This window comes from Pseudomonas morbosilactucae (assembly GCF_023241715.1).
GTDB lineage: Bacteria > Pseudomonadota > Gammaproteobacteria > Pseudomonadales > Pseudomonadaceae > Aquipseudomonas > Aquipseudomonas morbosilactucae.
In genome coordinates this window covers 20,898-39,513 of the sequence record NZ_JALQCW010000021.1, presented here as the reverse complement: position 1 = coordinate 39,513, position 18,616 = coordinate 20,898, and the positions used below count along the sequence as shown (strand labels likewise).

General features: G+C 57.5%; 16 protein-coding genes and 1 pseudogene. 9 read left to right on the top strand and 8 right to left on the bottom strand.

Annotation, left to right across the window (positions count from 1 at the left end; genetic code table 11):
* Positions 1–84 precede the first annotated feature (84 nt).
* From moeB to M1B34_RS10195, 8 genes are all read left to right on the top strand, one after another.
* Positions 85–1,257 (top strand): molybdopterin-synthase adenylyltransferase MoeB, encoded by a 1,173-nt coding sequence (moeB, locus tag M1B34_RS10230; RefSeq protein WP_268265038.1) that lies wholly within the window; start codon positions 85–87, stop codon positions 1,255–1,257.
* An 18-nt stretch (positions 1,258–1,275) separates the two neighbouring features.
* Positions 1,276–1,698, top strand: a complete 423-nt coding sequence (locus M1B34_RS10225; RefSeq protein ID WP_268265037.1) for a M67 family metallopeptidase — start codon at positions 1,276–1,278, stop codon at positions 1,696–1,698.
* Between the two features lie 57 nt (positions 1,699–1,755).
* Positions 1,756–2,031, top strand: a complete 276-nt coding sequence (locus M1B34_RS10220; RefSeq protein WP_268265036.1) for a MoaD/ThiS family protein — start codon at positions 1,756–1,758, stop codon at positions 2,029–2,031.
* A complete protein-coding gene (locus tag M1B34_RS10215) occupies positions 2,025–3,842 on the top strand; it encodes a CoA transferase (protein ID WP_268265035.1) in 1,818 nt (605 codons plus the stop codon). Before M1B34_RS10220 ends, M1B34_RS10215 begins: the two co-directional genes overlap by 7 nt.
* A complete protein-coding gene (locus M1B34_RS10210) occupies positions 3,767–5,488 on the top strand; it encodes a class I adenylate-forming enzyme family protein (RefSeq protein ID WP_268265034.1) in 1,722 nt (573 codons plus the stop codon). The genes M1B34_RS10215 and M1B34_RS10210 overlap by 76 nt, the downstream gene beginning before the upstream one ends.
* Positions 5,489–5,498: 10 nt before the next feature.
* Entirely contained in the window at positions 5,499–6,608 is a 1,110-nt protein-coding gene (locus tag M1B34_RS10205) for an acyl-CoA dehydrogenase family protein (protein ID WP_341870544.1), read from the top strand.
* A gap of 88 nt (positions 6,609–6,696) precedes the next feature.
* A complete protein-coding gene (locus M1B34_RS10200) occupies positions 6,697–7,872 on the top strand; it encodes an MFS transporter (RefSeq protein WP_268265033.1) in 1,176 nt (391 codons plus the stop codon).
* Positions 7,873–8,135: 263 nt separating this feature from the next.
* The gene (locus tag M1B34_RS10195; protein ID WP_268265032.1) at positions 8,136–8,954 is read left to right on the top strand and encodes a glucuronyl hydrolase; all 819 of its coding nucleotides are present in this window, start codon (positions 8,136–8,138) and stop codon (positions 8,952–8,954) included.
* On the opposite strand, the gene M1B34_RS10190 is transcribed toward M1B34_RS10195, so the two are convergent.
* The 4 genes from M1B34_RS10190 to M1B34_RS10175 form a co-directional block, all read right to left on the bottom strand.
* Entirely contained in the window at positions 8,955–9,386 is a 432-nt protein-coding gene (locus M1B34_RS10190) for a copper uptake system-associated protein (protein ID WP_268265031.1), read from the bottom strand. It lies immediately after the preceding gene.
* 54 nt (positions 9,387–9,440) lie between these two features.
* Positions 9,441–11,246 (bottom strand): TonB-dependent receptor, encoded by a 1,806-nt coding sequence (locus M1B34_RS10185; RefSeq protein WP_268265030.1) that lies wholly within the window; start codon positions 11,244–11,246, stop codon positions 9,441–9,443.
* Between the two features lie 324 nt (positions 11,247–11,570).
* Positions 11,571–11,954, bottom strand: a complete 384-nt coding sequence (locus M1B34_RS10180) for a DUF2946 domain-containing protein (protein ID WP_268265029.1) — start codon at positions 11,952–11,954, stop codon at positions 11,571–11,573.
* 133 nt (positions 11,955–12,087) lie between these two features.
* Positions 12,088–12,375, bottom strand: coding sequence for a c-type cytochrome (locus M1B34_RS10175; RefSeq protein ID WP_268265028.1), 288 nt, complete (start codon positions 12,373–12,375; stop codon positions 12,088–12,090).
* 485 nt (positions 12,376–12,860) lie between these two features.
* Between M1B34_RS10175 and M1B34_RS10170 the strand changes: the two genes are divergently transcribed.
* Complete coding sequence (locus M1B34_RS10170; protein WP_268265027.1) at positions 12,861–14,249, top strand: PepSY-associated TM helix domain-containing protein; 1,389 nt, start codon at positions 12,861–12,863, stop codon at positions 14,247–14,249.
* A gap of 464 nt (positions 14,250–14,713) precedes the next feature.
* On the opposite strand, the gene M1B34_RS10165 is transcribed toward M1B34_RS10170, so the two are convergent.
* The 4 genes and pseudogenes from M1B34_RS10165 to M1B34_RS10150 form a co-directional block, all read right to left on the bottom strand.
* Positions 14,714–15,640, bottom strand: coding sequence for an AEC family transporter (locus tag M1B34_RS10165; protein WP_268265026.1), 927 nt, complete (start codon positions 15,638–15,640; stop codon positions 14,714–14,716).
* Positions 15,637–16,029, bottom strand: coding sequence for an aminotransferase class I/II-fold pyridoxal phosphate-dependent enzyme (locus M1B34_RS34030; RefSeq protein ID WP_425273508.1), 393 nt, complete (start codon positions 16,027–16,029; stop codon positions 15,637–15,639). The genes M1B34_RS10165 and M1B34_RS34030 overlap by 4 nt, the downstream gene beginning before the upstream one ends.
* A 186-nt stretch (positions 16,030–16,215) precedes the next feature.
* On the bottom strand, positions 16,216–17,106 hold the full coding sequence (locus M1B34_RS10160) for a LysR family transcriptional regulator (RefSeq protein ID WP_268265025.1): 891 nt from the start codon (positions 17,104–17,106) through the stop codon (positions 16,216–16,218).
* A gap of 683 nt (positions 17,107–17,789) precedes the next feature.
* A pseudogene (locus tag M1B34_RS10150) lies at positions 17,790–18,415 on the bottom strand (IS630 family transposase); the annotation flags it as partial.
* Positions 18,416–18,616: the final 201 nt, after the last annotated feature.

Here is an 18,616-nt window from a genome sequence, read left to right as displayed (position 1 = left end):
TCGTACGTATTGGCGCTGTTGCCACATTGCCCGTGCTCTATCAGTCAACAAAAATGACCGGGCACTAAGCCAAGGATATTCATGATGAAACTTCCAGCGTTGGTCGAGGCGCTCGCCGAACTGAGCAGTGACGAGATAGCACGTTACAGCCGGCACCTACTGATCCCGGATGTGGGACTGTTAGGGCAGCGACGTCTCAAGAGCAGTAAGGTATTAGTCATTGGGGCAGGAGGCCTGGGTTCTCCAGCATTGCTTTATCTGGCGGCTGCCGGGGTCGGCACCCTGGGGATCGTCGATTTCGATGTGGTTGAAGCGTCAAACCTGCAGCGCCAGGTAATTCACAAAGTCTCCACATTGGGCCACTTGAAGAGCGAAAGTGCCGCCGCGGCGATCAAGGACTTGAATCCCTACGTCAATGTGCGGGTTCACTCGCAACGCCTTGAGGCTGACAGCGCCGTTCAGCTGTTTTCGCAATACGATCTGATTCTCGACGGTACGGATAATTTTGCCACGCGTTACCTGGTCAACGATGCCTGCATCCTTGCAGACAAGCCTTACGTATGGGGCTCGATCTTCAGGTTTGAAGGGCAAACCTCGGTATTTTGGGAAGCCGCACCGTATGGCCGAGGCCTGAATTACCGCGACCTCTATCCCGAGCCACCGCCACCTGAACTGGCACCATCCTGCTCTGAGGGCGGCGTGCTGGGCATTCTGTGCGCATCCATCGGATCGATCATGGCCACTGAGGCAATCAAGCTGATTACCGGTGTCGGCGACTCTTTGTTGGGGCGGTTGATGGTGTATGACGCGCTGGAAATGACGTATCGACAGTTGCCATTGCGCCGCGATCCCAACCGTCGGTTGATCACACAATTGGCCGACTACCAGGCCTTTTGTGGCTTGCTGCCGGCCGTCGATGTTCAAGCGCCCGATGTGCCCTCAATCTCATCACAGGCATTGCATGGTTTGCTCCAAAGGCAGAGTGACGTAGTGCTGATCGATGTGCGCGAGCGTACTGAGTGGGACATCGCGCATATCCGCGGTGCCGTGCATATGCCCAGGTCCGTGTCGCTGGCCAAAGAGGTTGAAGCGCGCTTTGGCAAAGAGGCTTCGCTGGTTGTGCATTGCAAATCGGGTATGCGCTCCAGTGCTGTGCTCAGCGAGTTGCAAGCCTTGGGTTTTTCCAACGTCAAGAACCTTGAGGGCGGCATCCTCGCCTGGATCAAACACATCGAGCCCACGCTGCCGGCTTACTGAATTGACAAGGAGAAAGAGATGTTGGTCATTCTTTCAGAGTTACTGGAGGCTGCGCTGGCGCATGCCCGTGACGAGCATCCCCAGGAGGCCTGCGGGGTCATCGCGGCGCAACAGGGCTCGAGGCGACCCTCACGGTTCATTGCGATGGTGAATCGGGCGCAGTCAGCGACATTCTTCGAGTTTGACCCGAATGAACAGTTGCGCGTCTGGCGCGAGATGGAGGCGCGAGGCGAGGAGCCGCTGGTGATTTACCACTCTCATACCCACAGTGCCGCCTACCCAAGCAAAGACGATGTGTTGTTTGCCAACGAGCCACAGGCGCACTACTTGATTCTCTCGACCGCGCCGGATTGCGAATTACCGGTTCGCAGTTTTCGCATCATTGACGCCAAGGTGACCGAGGAAACACTCCAGGTCCTGCCCGCGTACGTCGCTGTTTAGAAATCCTCTAATTATCCAACGTCATTGCTATCGGCTTTTTACGCCGAGGAGTTCGTCATGCCTGTAGTTGTGAGTATCCCCACACTGTTACGTACCTTTACCCAGGATCAGAAACGTGTAGAGGCTCAGGGCGCCACTGTGTTGGAGGTGCTTGATCACCTGGATAGCCAGTACCCAGGGATCAAGCAACGTTTGATGAGTGGTGAGGTGTTGCATCGTTTCGTCAACGTATATGTCAATGAGGATGACATTCGCTTTGCCGAAGGCCTGTCCACCAGGCTCAAGCAAAACGATGTCCTGACCATCCTTCCTGCGGTGGCGGGAGGATGCTGAGTCCGTTGCTCGGCTGCACACTCACGGGGCCCTTTGCGCCAGCCTCTGCGGCTTTTGCTGCGACGATTGCGTCGTTGCGTTACCAGGCCGAGGTTCTGGGGATCGAAGTGGTGAATACGCTGCAGAGTTCGGAAAGCACGTGGCTGGATTATCAATTCAGTGTGCCTGGGCTTGATCCTGTTACGTGCACTGTCCGCGGCTGGGCCAATGAGGACAACCTAGCGGCCAGCGAGTCGACCGTTCAAGCCGCTGTAGGCCTGATGTCGGTTCACGGCCGTGCAAGTGGAAACGCTCAGGCGCTTGGTGTTGATTACGTGTCGACGCTGACCGCCAGCCTGGCGCTGACAGGCGCCATCGCGACGGCTGTGGGGCGCTTGCGCGGTGGTAACGTCAGCGAATGCAAGGTCTCCATGGCGTCTGCCGGGTTGTTAGCCGTCAGCCAATACCTCGCCGGAGCAACGGCGCCAGACGCTCCGGAGTCGCTGTTGCCGGGCAGCACCTGCGCGGTGCTACGACCACCTTTTACCTCATCGGATGGCATTGTTTTCGAGTTGGAAACGCTGGATGCAGGCCCTTGGCGGTCATTTTGGACGGGTATGCATGTGCCCCTTGAAGATATCGCCAAAGGTTGGCACGGGTTCCTCATGCGCTATGCCAAAGCGGTTTCCCCAATACCCGACACCTTGTGCCTTGCCCTGGCGCAACGGCCTTATGCGGAGATCGTTACGCGCTGCCGGCAGTCGGCATTATCGATCTGCCCGGTGCGCACGCTCGAACAGCGCCTCGATGAACGCCTCCAGGCTTCAGGGCCATGGACATTTGCGTTGTCAGCGGTGTCGACGCCGTTCCGTCCCTGCACGAGCGAGTTGCCGCTCAGTGGGCTGAGGGTGGTGGAGTCATGCCGGCGAATTCAAGGGCCATTAGCTGGGCACCTGTTGTCGTTGCTGGGCGCCGAGGTCGTGCGATTGGAGTTGCCGGGTGGCGATCCCCTGCGCGGTATGGCGCCTTTGGCGGATGGCTGCTCCGTGCGTTTCGATGCGCTCAACTGCCATAAGCAGGTCGTCGAAGTCGACATCAAGTCGGCCGCGGGACGCTGCGCCGTTTTGCAGCAGGTACGCGAGGCCGATGTCTTCGTGCATAACTGGGCGCCCGGTAAAGCAGAAGAGTTGAGGCTGGGCGAGACAGACTTGGCAGCAGCCAATCCACCGCTGATTTACGCCTATGCCGGTGGTTGGGGGCCGCAGGGGCATCCGGATGGGTTGCCAGGGACGGACTTCATGGTTCAAGCCTGGTCAGGGGTTGCGGCGATGATTGCCCGTGCGAGCGCAACGGCAGGTGGTTCGCTGTTTACTGTGCTGGATGTGTTGGGTGGCATTGTTTCAGCGCAAGGGATCGTCGCGGCGTTGCTAGCTCGTCAGTTGAGTGGCCACGCCGGGCGGGTGGACAGTTCCTTGCTCGGGTGTGCCGACTTGTTGATGCATAAGCCCACGGATAAAGGTCAGTTTGGCGGGGTATTTGCCACTGCCAGGGGACTGCTGGCGATCGAATGTTGCGAGCCATCCCATCTTGAACAATTGGCCTTTGGGTTGGGGTACTCGCCGTCAGCGGTTGGCGCTGAGCACGAGCGGCTCCTGCGCGAACAACTGCTGACGAGGACGGCAAGTGAATGGCAAACCATGTTGCAAGCCCGAGGTATTCCTGCCGCAACAGTCGTTGAGGACCTGCTCGACGTCACATGCAACTCTCGTTTTCAAACTTGCTTGAGTGCCCGGGCTTATACCCGAGTCAATTCACCCTGGAGTTTCACATGAACAGTTCAGGCATGATCGACCTCGTACCGCCAGCCGTACGAGCACAGTGGGTACACGAAGGCTTGTACCCAAACCAGACGGTGTTCGAGCTTTTTCGCCGTCATGCCACTTCAACCCCTGATAAGTTGGCGGTGCTGTTGCCGCAAGAGACCATCAGCTATGGCGAACTGTTGCATCAGTCGTTGTGCCTGGCGGCGAGCTTGCGCGCCCAAGGCATTGTCGCTGGCGATGTCGTCGCCTATCAGTTGGCCAACAGTTGGCAATGTTGTGCGATTGATCTGGCCGTTGCGGCATTGGGCGCGGTGGTTGCGCCGTTTCCGCCCGGGCGAGGGCGGCTGGATATTGAGTCGTTGCTCAGGCGTTGTGATGCTCGCGCAGTGATCGTTCCTGAGGTGTATGGCGGCACCGATTTATGTGCATTGATCGAGTCCCTGCGACCCACCCTGTTGTCGTTACGCGCGCTGATCGTTGACGGTGCGGCGCGTGGCGGATGGTCGACGTTGCAAACAGTGTTATCGGCGCAACCGTTGGCCCTGGATGAACTGCCCAGCATCAGCGCTGATTCACCGGTGCGCCTATTGGTTTCCTCAGGCACCGAATCAGAGCCCAAGCTGGTGGCGTACTCGCACAATGCGTTGATTGGTGGACGGGGCCGCTTTCTTCAGCGCCTGCACCCTGAAGGGGAAAGTTTTAGGGGGCTGTACCTGGTGCCGTTGGGCTCCTCGTTTGGCTCCACGGCAACCTTCGGTTGTCTGTCTTGGCTTGGAGGCTCTATTGCGTTGTTGCCTCAATTCGATGTCGCAACCGCCATTGCAGCGATTGAACACTTGAAGCCGACCCATATTCTAGGCGTGCCGACCATGTTACAGCGTATCGCTGCCGACCCTGGCCTGGCGCGTATTGATCGCTCCAGCCTAGTGGCTCTGATCAGCGGTGGGTCGCTGATTGACGAGCAAAGTATACGCCGCTGTGTCGATGCGTTCGGCTGCGGTTTTATCAGCCTCTACGGTTCCGCTGACGGAGTGAACTGCCATAACACCCTGGACGATCCCATCGAGGTGGTACTCAACAGCGTGGGTCGGCCCAACCCGAGCGTTTGCCAGATCAAGGTTGTGGATGCGCAGGGCCAAGCCGTACTTGATGGTGATGTCGGTGAGATCAAGGCACGTGGTCCGCTAAGTCCCATGCAATACGTCAATGCGCCGGAGTTGGACGCACGTTATCGCGATGCCGAAGGCTGGGTGTGTACCGGCGACTTGGGCTATATCGACCCGGACGGTTACCTAGTCCTGGCGGGGCGCAAGAAAGACATCATCATCCGCGGGGGCGCGAATATCAGTCCGGTCCAGATCGAAATGCTCGCCACCGGGCATCCCGATGTGGTGTGTGCCGCCTGTGTGCCCGTTCCCGACCCTGACTTGGGGCAGCGCGTGTGCATTTGCGTGACCCTGCGCGAAGGCGCTGCGCGTTTTGCGCTCAAGGGCCTGACGGATTACCTGCGCGCCCAAGGCCTAGAAGCCAACAAGTTGCCGGAGTACCTGCGTTTCTATCGCAGTTTGCCGTTGAGCCCGGCCGGCAAGGTCGACAAGAAAGCACTGGCGACAGAAGTAGCCTTTCTGGAGCGCGGTATAGGTATCGCCTGTTAAGGAGAGTGGCATGTTCAACGGACTGCCGGATCAACCCGGCCAAAACCTACAGTTGGCAGAGCGTGTGCGCGCATTTGTCGAGCAGGTCATCATTCCCCGGGAAACACAGTTGGCAGCCGATGATGTGAGTGCCAGCCAATGTACTGCGGCCCTCGCGCAGCAAGCCAAGGATGAAGGTCTCTGGGGGCTTGCCTATCCCGATGGCCAACCACTGCAACGCGGTTCGCTGCAGGCGTATTTACCGTTGGCCGAGCAGGAAGGCCGGTCCGAATATGGGCCGGCCATACTGGGTGCCGAGGCCGCTCTGGATACCTACATGTTGCAGGGCGCAGGGGAGGCTATAAGGCAGGATTTTCTGAAACCGCTACTGGCCGGTAAGGTGCAGTCCAGTTATGGAATGTCAGAACCGGACAGCATCGGTTCGATTCCGGCGACGCTCAGCACACAGGCACGCCTGGTCCACGGTCAATGGCGCCTCAACGGTCGTAAGTGGTTTATTTGCCGCGCCGAGCACGCGTCGTTCATGACCGTGGTTGCGCGAACGGGAGAGGGCGCTTTATCCATGTTCGTGGTGCCCACGCAGTCACCGGGCTTCAACATCGAGCGCCGTCTGGAGGTGTTGGGGCGGTTTCAGGGTCAGTGTGAAATCTCACTGACCAACGTCGATGTGCCCCAGGCTTACATGCTTGGGGTACAGGGGCAGGGCCTGGCGTTAATGCAACAGCGCCTGGGGCTGGGGCGCTTGTTGCGCGCGGTGCAGTGGCTGGGCCTCGCCCAGCGTTGTATCGACTTGATGGGCGTGCGCATCGCATCGCCCCGAGGTGAGCAGGCGAGGCTGGCCGATAAGCAACTGGTGCGCTTGCGCATGTTTGATGCCTTCGCGGCGGTAGCGGGCGCCCGGGCGGTTTTACGCGACGCGGCAGCCAAATTTGATCACCATGTCGACACTTCAATTGAAGTGAACCTGGCCAAGCTGACGGCTTCACGGGCGCTGAGCGTGTGTGCCGACTCCGCGATCCAGATCTATGGCGCTGAAGGGCTCAGTGCGCTTTCCCCGCTCGCGGGCATCTATCGCTGCGCACGAACCACACACATCCTCGACGCGCCGATGATGCGTTGATCAGTGCCGTGGGGCGCAGATTGATCGCGGTCTACGAACAGGGGGCTTGCCTGGACTTCGACCTGCCGTCCCTACCGGGTAGGTTGGCATGTTGAATGTGCGCAGCGGGGTCTTTCTAAGGATGCTGCTAATCAGCGCTATGGCACTGCCGATGCTGGTGTTCTATGCGGTCGGTGCATTGGCGCCATTTCTGGTTGCCGATGCGCTTGTGCCGCCCGGCGCCCTGGGTTACCTGACCCTGAGTGCCTTTGGATTTGCCGCGATTTTATCGCTTTGGGCGGGTGCGCTGGTCAATCACCTGGGCTCACGGCGCTCGCTGGTACTCTTGTTTTTTTCATCGGCGCTGGCGTATGGGCTGATGGCGACGGTCCCAGGCTTTTTGGGGCTGGTACTGGGCCTGGCGGTGTGTGGTATTGCCCAGGCGCTCGCCAACCCGGCCACCAACCTGTTGATTCTCGAGCGTGTTCCCGCACAACACAAAGCCGCTGTGGTAGGGCTCAAACAGGCGGGCGTGCAGCTGTCGGCGTTGGTCGCCGGATTGTTGTTGCCCTGTGTCGCTCAATGGCTGGGCTGGCGAGTGGCATTGCTGTTGATGGTGCCGTTGGCGTTGTGGCTGGCCTTGACGGTGCCGTGGGTTGCAACTCGATCCGTGGCGAACAGCACGCCAATGCGTTTTGCGCTGAGGCGTCCAAATAGGTTGCTGAGTCTGTTGATGGCGGTGCAACTCTGTACCGGAGTCGCATTGTCTTCATTCGTCACTTTCCTGGGGCTGTTCTCAACGATGCAGGGCATGTCGCCAGTGGTTGCTGGCGCACTGCTGGCCGTGTTCGGCATCACCGGCATCCTGGCGCGGGTTTTCCTGACACCGCTAGGGGCGCGCATGCGCGATGAGTCCTTATTGTTGCTGGTTTTACTGATCCTGGCGGCATTTTCGGTTTGGATGACGTCCAATGCCAATGAGTGCCAATACTGGTCACTTTGGCTGGGCAGTATCGGTATGGGGGCGACCGCTGTGGCGACCAATGCAATTGCCATGAGCATGCTATTGCGTGACCCAGGGTTTGGCGCACCAGCGGTCTCGGCAGGGATGCTTTCCGCGGGTTTTTTCTCAGGGTTCGCGTTGGGACCACCTGTGTTTGGCGTTCTCATTCATACAGATATGGGTTTCGATATGGCCTGGAATGCCTTGGTCGGAGTCCTGCTGGCTGGCAGTCTGATCTGTTGGGCTTTGCACCGAGCCCGAGGCACCGAGGTTGACCCGTGAGCATAAGTCCAGCTGTATTGAGTGAGAGAGCCTTAAATGCGGCTGTCACCGCTATTTTTGCCCGTATGGACACGATTGAACGGGCATGTGGTGAGCGATTCCCCCTGTTTCGCAGAGCCGGCGACAGTCTCTGGCTTTGTTCTTCGGGCGGCTCCTGGATGGGGGGGTTCTGGACCGGCTTGTATTGGCTCCGGGCTCACTGTCGAGCGTCTGAACAAGACCGTCGCAAAGCCGCTTCATTGTGCCTGAAGCTGGCCATCCATTTGGATACCGATACCCAGAACCGCAGCCTGATCTACTGGTACGGTGCAGCCTTGGGCGACCGCTGCTTTGGGGACGCATATGCGAAATCCTTGGCCGAGCAGGCGGCATTGCGTCTTGCCGAGAGCTGGCGTGACAGCCACCGTTGTTTGCCCCTGGGCTGCGCGATGGGCGGTGGAGAATCTGGCAGTACACAGATCAGCATTGATCCCCTGGCTAGTACCGTGCAGTTGTTGACGCGCTACGCCAATGAGCAAGCCAGACAACGGCTCCGGCACCATCTGCACACCGTAGCTCGAACATTGGGTGATGGCCGAGGCGCCTATGCGGCGCATGCGGATCTTCCCGCGGGAACCGATGCCAGGCGGGAGGTTGGCAATTGGTCTCGCGGGCAAGCCTGGGCAATGCTCGGCCTTGCACGGGCGGCCACTCATCTTGCAGGGCCCTACGTCCCGTTGGCCGAGCAGGCAGCGGATTATTGGCTCGCATCAAGACCAGAGTCGTTGGCACTCAATCGCCTTGACCAACCTGATGGCGAGTATGACCCCTGTGCAACCGTAATCGCTGCTCTTGCCATGCAGACGTTGGCGCCGGTCAGTAGTCGTCAGTCGCAATGGCGCGTGAGGGCTGCCCAGTTGTTGACCTCCGTGGTACGCAGTCCGTATTTCAGCCGCGAGGGCAAGGACGCAGGCAGCTTCGTTGGGCTTTGTTATGGAACGGCGAAGGGGGTTGAAGAGCGGGTGGAGTCACCCTGCAGTAGTTTCTTTTTGCTAGCCGCCCTGCTGATCATGGCAGAGCGGCTCGATCCTTCAGCGGTTTGATCAGTGCGTTTTTGAAGAGTGCTCGGCACCGACGTTCATGACGCCCTTGAATAGGGCAAACTGCTTGACCCTGCTTGGCGCCAAGGTGCTCTCGGTCTGCGTTACGGCTTTGCTCATCTGACTCGCGGCCTCTGCCGACAATCCGGCGCTGCGCAAGGTTTTTGGGTCAAGCAAGGCGTCTCCTGCACACAGCACGACTCGCCAGCCTTTATCGTTTTTGCTCAGCAGAGCGCGACCACCGCGTTCGCCTTGGGTCCAGCCGGCCACTGCGTGATCGCCTTCCACTGTTACCGGACCGACATCCAGCGGTGCATCAGGGCGCTCCCAGGTATGGCGCATCATATGTTCGATGGTTTGCTGGTCGGTTGCGGTGTCGGCAAACACCGCACCGCAGAAGGCTGTCAGCAGAAGCAGTAATGGAGCAAATTTCATGGTGCAGATCCTTCAATTGAGGCTGCCGTCGGTAGCCCGGCAGCCGATTGTTATTTAAAAGCCCATCTTCACGCCAAGCTGCGCCGAGGTACCAGGCATCGGGTAACCGGTGCGGTAGGCGTAGTCCCGGTCGAAGAGGTTTTCAACCGCCACGAAGACTTCACCGACTTTGCCCAGGGCGGGAACCGCATGCCCGACCCTCAGGTTGACCACGGTGAAGCTGTCGACTTGGGAAAAATTCGCCGCGCCGGCAGTGCGCTCTTCCGCCAGTACATACATGTCTTTTTGATACTGGGCATCGGCGCTGAAACGCCAAGGGCCGGTCTCATAGGTGGTGCCGAACGACAGTGATTGCTTGGGGGCGTAAGGCAGGGTTTTGAGTGATGGATCCAACCAGGTGAAGCCTACAAAGCTGCTCCAGCTGTCGGTCCAGCGTTGCTGCCAGGTCGCTTCGGCGCCCTTGATTTCGTAGTCACCCAGGTTGGTGAAGGTCGGTTGCGAAACCGCTGGCGGGAACGCGAACAGGTAACGGTCCTTGTACTTGTCCTTGAACACCGCAAGGTCCAGGGTCGCACTTTCAATCGGATTGAACTTGACCCCCAATTCCTGATGATCAAGCTTCTCGGGCTTGAGGTCTTTCCAGGTTTGCCCCAGGGCCGGGATCGAGTTTGACAGCACCGGCGCTTCAAGCCCCGGGTAGTTGATACCCCGGGAGAGATTGGCGCGGAACTCAACATTGCTGCTGGACAACAACAACCCGGCATGGGGCGCCGTCGCGCTTTCGAAGACGTTGTGCTCGTAGGTCCGTACGCCGGCAGACGGCGTCAGGGTCCATGTATCGTTGAGTTCGAACGCGTGGCTAACAGCGACGTGAGGCGATATCACCCGCAAAGTCGGGGCGGTGTAGTCGCCGCGGGTGGCAGGCGCCACGCGTTTGAAGGTCACGTCGCCCTTGCTCTCGTCGACATCCATGCCCAGCGCCACTTCACCGTTTTGCCACAGCCGCAGGTTTTCTTCCCAGCGCAGGCCTTGCAAAGTGAAGTTGCTGATGGTGTCGCCATCAGTGCCTTGTTGATCCAAAGCGCTGCCACGACCTTCGTTATGGTAAATCTTTACGCTGCCACTGCCCCAATCGTAGGTGTGATCGAGGGAGAGTGAAGCCAGGGTGCCACGGGTATTGAATTTTCCCGTCTTGGTATCCGGCAGGTCCTTTTGGCCGGGGTCGGAAGCCTGGTTGTTGGCATGCAGTAACAGCAGGCCAGCACTCCAGTTGTCGTTCAATCGATAGCCGATACGCGCCATGCCATTGTTCAAACGGCCATCGCCGTCCGGGCGGTCACCGTCCGAATGAGCGGCGCCTTGTGCGAGCAGGTAATCCCAGTCACCACTACGGCCATAGAGAGAGGCCTGGTCGGTCGCGGTGCGAAAACTGCCACCGGTGACCTGAAGTTCGCCATGCTGGTTGTCGCCTTCTTCCGCCCTGAGCGGGGTCAGGTCGATGGCCGCAAAGGTGTTACCGAACTTCTGGGGTTGCGGGCCTTTGTAGACGCTGATGCTTTGCATCGCATTGATAGGCAGCAGGTCCAGCAACGGGTGACCCCAGACGCCCATGTAGAACGGCACACCATCGATGTAGGTCTTGATTTCGCTGCCCGGTCGGCTGGCGCCCATTCCGCGGATGTAGACCGCGCCGCCTTCAGCCCCGCCAAACGAACCTACTGGGTTGAAGCGCGATACCGTAACCCCGGGCGTGCGCCGTAAGGCCGATGCCAGGTCCAATGCGTTAAGATCCCGGATCTGCTCCTGACCGACTACGGTGGTCAGGCTGCCAAAGGAGTCAACCTTATTCTGGTCGATCACCGAGGAGCCGATTACCTTCGTGTCCGGCAACTCCACTGTAGACGTCTCAGCCTGCGCAGCACCTGTTGCGCCCAGCAGCGACAGTGATACGCCGTACCAAATAGCCTTGTGTGTCATTCCTTTGTACTCCCTGTTATTCACGCAACGCGATCGCCTGGCGGCGTGTACGCGCACGTTTTTTTAAAGTCTGAAAGTCAGCCTGCAATGCATCCCCATGCAGTGCAGGTAGGTGCCAACATCAGTTTGCTGTGCGCATCGAGCCGTCCTAAGGACGTAAAAATCCGGACGATCAAGCGAACAATCAGCGCTGATGAGCGTGGCGAATCAGAACAAGGGGGAGGCGCGTGGATTGGCTGACGGCCAGGAGTAGCGGGGAGGTGCCTTGCTACGTGTTTCAAGAGGTTTGCGTTGAGGCGCGAGTGTTCTCGCCAGCCAGGCGAGGCAGAATAGGAACACCAGGCTCAAGGTGATGGAGGAACATAGGGGGCAGCTGAAATTACTGCTCCAGCTGCTTGTGGGCATGCTAGCGGGATCACTTCCGATATCCGCAACCCCCAGTTTGGACACGGAACAGAGCTGACCGCCGGCGCCGTTGAGGGTCAAGCCGCTCATCTGGCCGTGGGCAATTGCGCACGCCAATACATTGAACAAGACGCAGGCATAGAGCATCCAGGCAATCAGCGAGCGGTCTTTGCGGGTTCGGTCCATGGCGGCGACTCTAGCACCTGATATTAGGGTGTGCCACATCGCCACTACTTTTTGTAGCGCCCGCGTAGGCTTGAGCGGATGTGCTGCTTCGCCAGCAAACTGGGCAGTTCAGAGGCGGCTTCAAGCGCCACACCTACTTTGACATCCAGTCGATCACTGCCTTGTAATCCTCAGCAGTGCAGTTCATGCACAGGCCACGCGCCGGCATGGCGTTGAACCCTTCGGTCACATGCTTGACCAGTACATCATTACCTTGCTCCAGGCGCGGTTTCCAGGCCACGTGATCGCCTTTTTTCGGCGCCATAGGCAGTTGGCCGCTGTGACACATCGTGCAGGAGCGATTGAAGACCGCCTCAGGATCCTGTGCAGCATGGGCAGTAGAAAATGCGAATACCAAGGCCGCAGCCACTATTTTTTTCACGGTTGACCTCAACGAGTATTTTTATAATAAGAAAGCTCGCACTCGAAGTGGCGCATGCCCTCCGTGGCGTATGAAGCTTGCTGCCGCGTGCTCTCAGGCAGCCGCGATCCAAGTCTATTGAGAGGCTTTGAACAGCCAAAGTGCGACGTTCTGCCGCAGTTTGTGGCTGGGGCTTGAATACCATTGAGTTTGAGTGGTGGTGCTTTTATGTGTGGCAGGTTGTCGCAGCCTCGTCCGTTATCCGGTGCGTGTTAAATTCTAGGATGACACGATGATTTCTCTTGGCAGGGTTAGCGTCGTGTTATCAAACGCCTGTGCTCTGAAAAGGGATGGGCGTTTTTTTGTAGTGCGCCAGGCACGGCGCATAGCGCCTTGACAGGGCGGTTGGCGCTCGCCTTTGCGAGCAGCTCCACAACCCAGAATCCTGATGTGCTTGCGCGATTCATTGATCGTGCTGTGCAAGCATGCCTACGTGGTGAGTCCTGATGTCCGAACCAACGGGAAACCCAGCGCCGGGTGCGCTGCATGCTTTAATCAGAAGACTGCATTTTTATATTGGTTTTTTGGTCGGTCCGTTTTTGCTGGTGGCAGCGGTCAGCGGCGTGCTGTATGCACTCACACCGCAAATCGAAAGCCGTCTTTACGACCATGCTCTTCATACCGATTCTCAAGGGCCGTCCTTGAGCCTCGCGCAAATAGTCCAGTCAGCTCAGGTAGTGGTGGGGCCTTCCGTGGCGGTGACAGCGGTGCGCCCAGCCCCTGCTCAGGGCGATACTGCGCGCGTGTTAGTTGCGATGCCTGGGCTGGGGCCTTCCGAATACCGTGCGATATTCGTTGATCCCGTCAGTGGGCAGGTGCGTGGTGACATCAAGGTGTATGGCACCAGTGGCGTGCTGCCACTGCGGACCTGGATCGATCAGTTCCATCGTGGGCTGATGCTGGGTGATATCGGCCGTATTTATAGCGAACTGGCGGCTTCCTGGTTGTGGGTCGCCGCACTAGGCGGTTTGCTGCTGTGGTTCGCACAACACCGCAAAAAGATGCCTGCAACGAGGCCGGCGAAAAAAGGCCTGCGCCAGCTTCATGCAACGCTTGGACTTTGCCTGCTGCTGGGGCTGCTGTTCTTCTCGGCGACCGGGTTGACCTGGTCTCAGTGGGCGGGTGACAACATCGGTGTACTGCGAGCCTACTGGGGCTGGTCCACGCCCAGCGTGTCTACCACGCTGGGGCAGACCCACGCGATTAACAGGCCGTCGGATGAACATGCTGGACATCACATGGCCGGCGTGGCGATGCTCACATCGACCCTGGATCTCTCTCTATTTGATACGGTGCTGGCCAAGGCGCGCGCTGAGGGGATTGATGCCGCCCGAGTAGAAATACGCCCGTCCTCGGCACCGGACAAAGCCTGGACCGTCACCGAGATTGACCGCCGTTGGCCAACCCAGGTCGACGCCGTGGCGATTGACGCCGCCACCCTGGCCGTCGTCGACAAGGTTGTGTTTGCCCAGTACCCACTGGCAGCCAAGCTGACCCGCTGGGGCATCGATGCCCACATGGGCGTGTTGTTCGGGCTGGTCAATCAGTTGGTGTTGATTGTGTTCGCCACTGGGCTGGTGGTGATGGTCGTCATGGGTTACCTGATGTGGTGGCGCCGTCGGCCTACACGAGCACTGAGCGGGGGGAGGGCTGCCACGCGGCTCAGCGCCTGGCGTACGTTGAGCCGCGGCGCGCAAGTTGCGGTAGTCAGCGTTGCGCTGTTGCTGGGTGTCGCACTGCCGGTATTGGGTTCCAGCCTGTTGGTGCTGGTCGCTTGGGATGCATGGCTGACAGTCGTGCGCAGCCCGCCCGCGCTTGCTGAAGACAAGGTCTGACCGCACCGTGAGCGCCTGATGGGAAACCGCCGCCGGATTGGAGCATGGCTGAGTCTGTTCGCCATGTTGAGATCTATATCGGTCCGCTGAAGAAGGCAATGATCCAGATGGCTGTAGACTTCACGATGAGTGCATAAACACTTGCTGGTATGACGAAAGGTTGAATCCCCAAGACTTACTGCGCGTTCCATTTCAGGGGCGCGCCGTGAGCATTCATTCACGGCGAATGTTATGAGTAAGCGTCCAGTGAACACACCGTTGCTTTCTGGCATTCGAGAGTATGGTGCCGGTCTGTGTTGAGTAGGCATTACTCCGTTCAAGGTCAGGGTGCCGATGCCACCATTGAATGGCGATCTCTTCACCGCGACTACTCCGACTCAAGCGTTACAAATTTACCGGATGCGTTAAATTTTTAGGTCAGTCTTCGCATCAACTCCAGCTTTCCAGGCTGAAGACCATGAACATCAGAGCCAGGGAATCAAAACGATCACTGCAATGGGAAGTGCCAGTGCTGCAAGCACAGTTTGACTGGCAATTATCCCCGCCATGAGAGGTGCGTCTCCACCTAGCTGTCTCGCCATGATGTAGGACGACGAGGCTGTAGGCAGTGCCTGGAAAAGCAATGCCGCTATTGCTGCTTTGCCGTCCAATCCAAACAAATGACATGCGCACAGCGTGGTTAGTGGCATGATCATGAACTTGACCACCGATGAATACGCGACGGGCCGAACCCAACTGCGCACAGAGCCCAACTCAAGTGCTGCCCCTACACACAGTAAGCCCAGTGGTAAGGATGCCTGCCCTAAAGCCTTAATCATCGGCTCAATGCCAGCAGGCAGGCCCAATCCTAGTACCTGAAGCAGTATCCCTCCGAAACAGGCGAGTACCAGTGGGTTCAGTGCCAACTGCTTGGCAACATTGCCCGCAGACATCCTGCCACCTGTGCCGTAGCGCGCGAACACCAGTACGCACAGAATGTTCACGGTCGGCACTATGGCCGCATTGGCTACGGCAGCCAGAGCGATGCCCTGAGCACCGAACAAGCCGGCTACCACTGAAACGCCCACGTAATTATTAAAACGCACCCCTCCCTGGAAGACGGAAGTGAACGCTGCGTCGTTACCCTTAATGATCCCACGTGCGCCGACCATCAGCAGCGCGACCATGATCGTCGAGAGTACAAGCGCCATGATCATCCCTTGGACTGGCACGTTGTCCAATTTGGCGGTCGCCAGACCATGCAAAAATAGCGCGGGTAGGAGAACGTAGTAGCCTAGGCGCTCGGCCTGTGCCCAGAAACTGTCTTCCAGAAACCGACTGCGCTTGAGCCAGGCGCCCATGGCAATCAGCAGGGCAATAGGCGCGAGGGCAAGCAAAAGTTCGCCAGTCATGAGTACGCCTCGAGCGCACGAACTAACCGTTTACACCCTTCAGCCAGGGTGGCTTCGTCCGTAGCAAAAGAAAGCCGAAGGTGGCCAGGCAGCCAAATCATGGCGGGAAAGCTGGCCCAGTAAGGGGCCGGGACAATAACGTCATCACCGGGCTTAAGGGGCGCTTGGAAGGCGTTAAAGATGATCTGTTTTGCGCCACACCCAACCGCGATGTGATCATCACCGAAATCTAATCCTCGGTCTTCACGTGCCCGCATACGGATAGCCTTGCGAAGCGGCTCAATAGCGTTTGATGGGGAGTAGGTTAGACGGCTGCCTAACGCTAGGTGCGCTGCGTCCAGCACGTGCTCAGTGGCATTGAAATCAGGTTCGCGAAGCGTTAAGTCAATAACATCCCACCTCTCAGCGCGCAGGGTGCCGCACGTTTGGCCATGAGTAGAATGGGTGATTGGAAAGCGCTGGTTGGAGTTTCGTTGCTGTGCATGGTGCCCATTCGGAATGCGTTTGGATGGGCACTACGATAAGGAATCGATACCTAAAGTAAAAACGATATAAAATTCACGTTTCGACAAGTTTTACTCATTGGTCGTTACATGGAGGTGTGCTTTTTTGACAGCCTCCGCCAGGGCTGCTGCCAGCCGTCCTAATGGCCTTTCTTCTTGCTCCAAAAGCACAACACGACGCGTTCTTTGTGGTGATCCGAATGACTGGACTTCCAGGTGCTTGAGTTGTTCGAGGTTCTGGCTGGAAAGTGGAACCACTGACACCCCCAAACCACTGGCAACCATCTGGATGATCGCATCCTGACTGTCTAACTCCATACTGGTTTGCACGCGAAGGCGCATCCGGCGAAGCTCCCGGTCAATGGTACGCCCAGCCCAAGCCCTGCGGTCAAAGCGGATAAACGGTAGTTGCTGAAGTAGCTGCCTAAAATCTAAACCTGCGCATGAGCCCGGAGCAATGATCCAAAAACCTTCTTCGTAGAGTGCTGTACTAACCAGACCGTAAGGGTGCGGTTTCACAGGTTCAGTGGTGATTGCGACATCCAACTCACCAGCCTCTACGCGCGTGGCCAATTCGGCAGACATGCCTGAGGCTACGTTTATGCGTAGATCTGGTTGCTCGGCAGCTAGCGCGGCCAGGGCCAAAGGCAACGCACTGGCCAGCGCAGTCTGGATGGCACCAATTTTCAGTCGACCCCGCAGCTCGTGATCACCTCCAATGTCCGAAGCAATGCTGTCGTAAAGTGCAACGATCTCGCGCGCACGCTCCACCGCCAAGTGGCCTGCATCGGTTAATACGGGCAATCGACGCGAGCGGTCAAACAACGAAGCGTTGAACTCCTCTTCAAGTGACTTTATGTGCAAGCTCACTGCTGATTGTGTGAGATGAACTGTGTCTGCGGCTCGCGCAAATGAACCGTGCTGAGCGATAGCAATTAAGGTACGAAGCGCGCGCAATGACATAGTGATCTCTCATGCGTTGCGGTCGGCAAGCACACGTCAGCGGTCGGGAGCTCGTTGGTAAGCTCATTGGAGCATTCCAAGCATAGCTGTTCGTTTTTGCTGCGCTGTCCAGCAGGTATCATCCAGCCACCCAGCAAGTTTGCGTAGTCACTTGCACAGCGCCGAACAAAATCAGCATCAGAAACAAGCCGCCGCTGGCCAACCGTATCGCCGTGAACGACTCGGGGTCGATTTGACCCTCCATTAATGCATGCCGGCAAAAAATTGAATTTACCGCAAATGCCACCAGACATAAGATCACTTGGAGTATCCAGCGTGAGGGGCTAGAACGGCCTCGATCAGCGTTTGTATTTATGATCATTGCCAAAAGCCATGTAGATAGAAAAAAATTCTACCGTATTCGATAGGTGATTACGCAGTAGCACTGAAAATATTGGTTAAATTATATGCTTGTCCAAATTTGAGCTCGTTCACAACAAAGATCTTCTATGTTGACAGGGTCTATGCTCAGCGCTCCGAAGCGTGATGAGTTGTCACGCCACGATTCATCAGAAGTCGTTCATCGGGAGCTTTTTTTACGTTGAATACCCTGCGTTAGTAAGCGGACGCTCAACATTCCTTGATAAGACTTTCACGTTATTCGGTTTCGATGGCAGCTTCTTCCCCAATGCTTCTTGGCTTGCCTAAGAGCGGCAACCAGAGCGAACCCCGGCCGCAGCCGTTTTGTTCCATTTAAAGGGTTTGGCTGAATGCTCGTTATGAGCTTCGATAAATTGACGGATAGCTGTTTCCAAATCGGCCACGCTGGTGAAGGCGCCCCGGTACAGCGCTCGTCTTTCCAGTTGTGCAAACCAGCCCTCCACGGCGTTCAGCCAGGATGCGCTGGTCGGGGTGAAGTGCAATTTGAAGCGTGGATGCTTTTCCAGCCACTGCTTGATGGAGGCAGTTTTATGGGATGAGCTGTTATCCAGAATCACATGAAAATCCAGTCCAGCTGGCGTGTTGCGATCGATCTGTTGCAGAAAGGCCAGAGACTCCTTGGCGCGATGGCGCTGGGTAATCTGCCCGATGACTTGGCCGCAGCAGCAACATCAACTGAGTACGATCCAAAGCCTGGATCTGAGTTTTCTCGTCAACCGACAGCACCAGCGCGTTATCCGACGAGTTTAGATAGAGCCCAACCACGTCGACCGACCTTGTCGGCGAAATGGGGATCATTGCTGATTTTTAAGGTCTTCAGACGATGGGGTTTGAGGTCGGAAGCCGTCCAAAGTTGTCGAACCTGCCACGTGGTAACCCGAGCATAAGGTGTTAAAGCGAAGGGAGAAGCTGGCCGAGGCATACGTATAACCAATCCATGACATTCGGCGCATAGTATATCGTCGCTTATAGGAAAATAAATTAACCGTTCAGGACACTAGAATATTTAGAACATAGGTATGGCGACATTGAAGCTGACATAATGGACGACTATCTTTCGCTCGGCGTCATCGGTCGCATCGATGCAATG

Coding starts and splice junctions, on each gene's coding strand:
- moeB (WP_268265038.1), top strand. CDS start 85: ATGAAACTTCCAGCGTTGGTCGAGGCGCTCGCCGAACTGAGCAGTGAC.
- M1B34_RS10225 (WP_268265037.1), top strand. CDS start 1,276: ATGTTGGTCATTCTTTCAGAGTTACTGGAGGCTGCGCTGGCGCATGCC.
- M1B34_RS10220 (WP_268265036.1), top strand. CDS start 1,756: ATGCCTGTAGTTGTGAGTATCCCCACACTGTTACGTACCTTTACCCAG.
- M1B34_RS10215 (WP_268265035.1), top strand. CDS start 2,025: ATGCTGAGTCCGTTGCTCGGCTGCACACTCACGGGGCCCTTTGCGCCA.
- M1B34_RS10210 (WP_268265034.1), top strand. CDS start 3,767: ATGCAACTCTCGTTTTCAAACTTGCTTGAGTGCCCGGGCTTATACCCG.
- M1B34_RS10205 (WP_341870544.1), top strand. CDS start 5,499: ATGTTCAACGGACTGCCGGATCAACCCGGCCAAAACCTACAGTTGGCA.
- M1B34_RS10200 (WP_268265033.1), top strand. CDS start 6,697: ATGTTGAATGTGCGCAGCGGGGTCTTTCTAAGGATGCTGCTAATCAGC.
- M1B34_RS10190 (WP_268265031.1), bottom strand. CDS start 9,386: ATGAAATTTGCTCCATTACTGCTTCTGCTGACAGCCTTCTGCGGTGCG.
- M1B34_RS10180 (WP_268265029.1), bottom strand. CDS start 11,954: ATGGACCGAACCCGCAAAGACCGCTCGCTGATTGCCTGGATGCTCTAT.
- M1B34_RS10170 (WP_268265027.1), top strand. CDS start 12,861: ATGTCCGAACCAACGGGAAACCCAGCGCCGGGTGCGCTGCATGCTTTA.
- M1B34_RS10165 (WP_268265026.1), bottom strand. CDS start 15,640: ATGACTGGCGAACTTTTGCTTGCCCTCGCGCCTATTGCCCTGCTGATT.
- M1B34_RS10160 (WP_268265025.1), bottom strand. CDS start 17,106: ATGTCATTGCGCGCGCTTCGTACCTTAATTGCTATCGCTCAGCACGGT.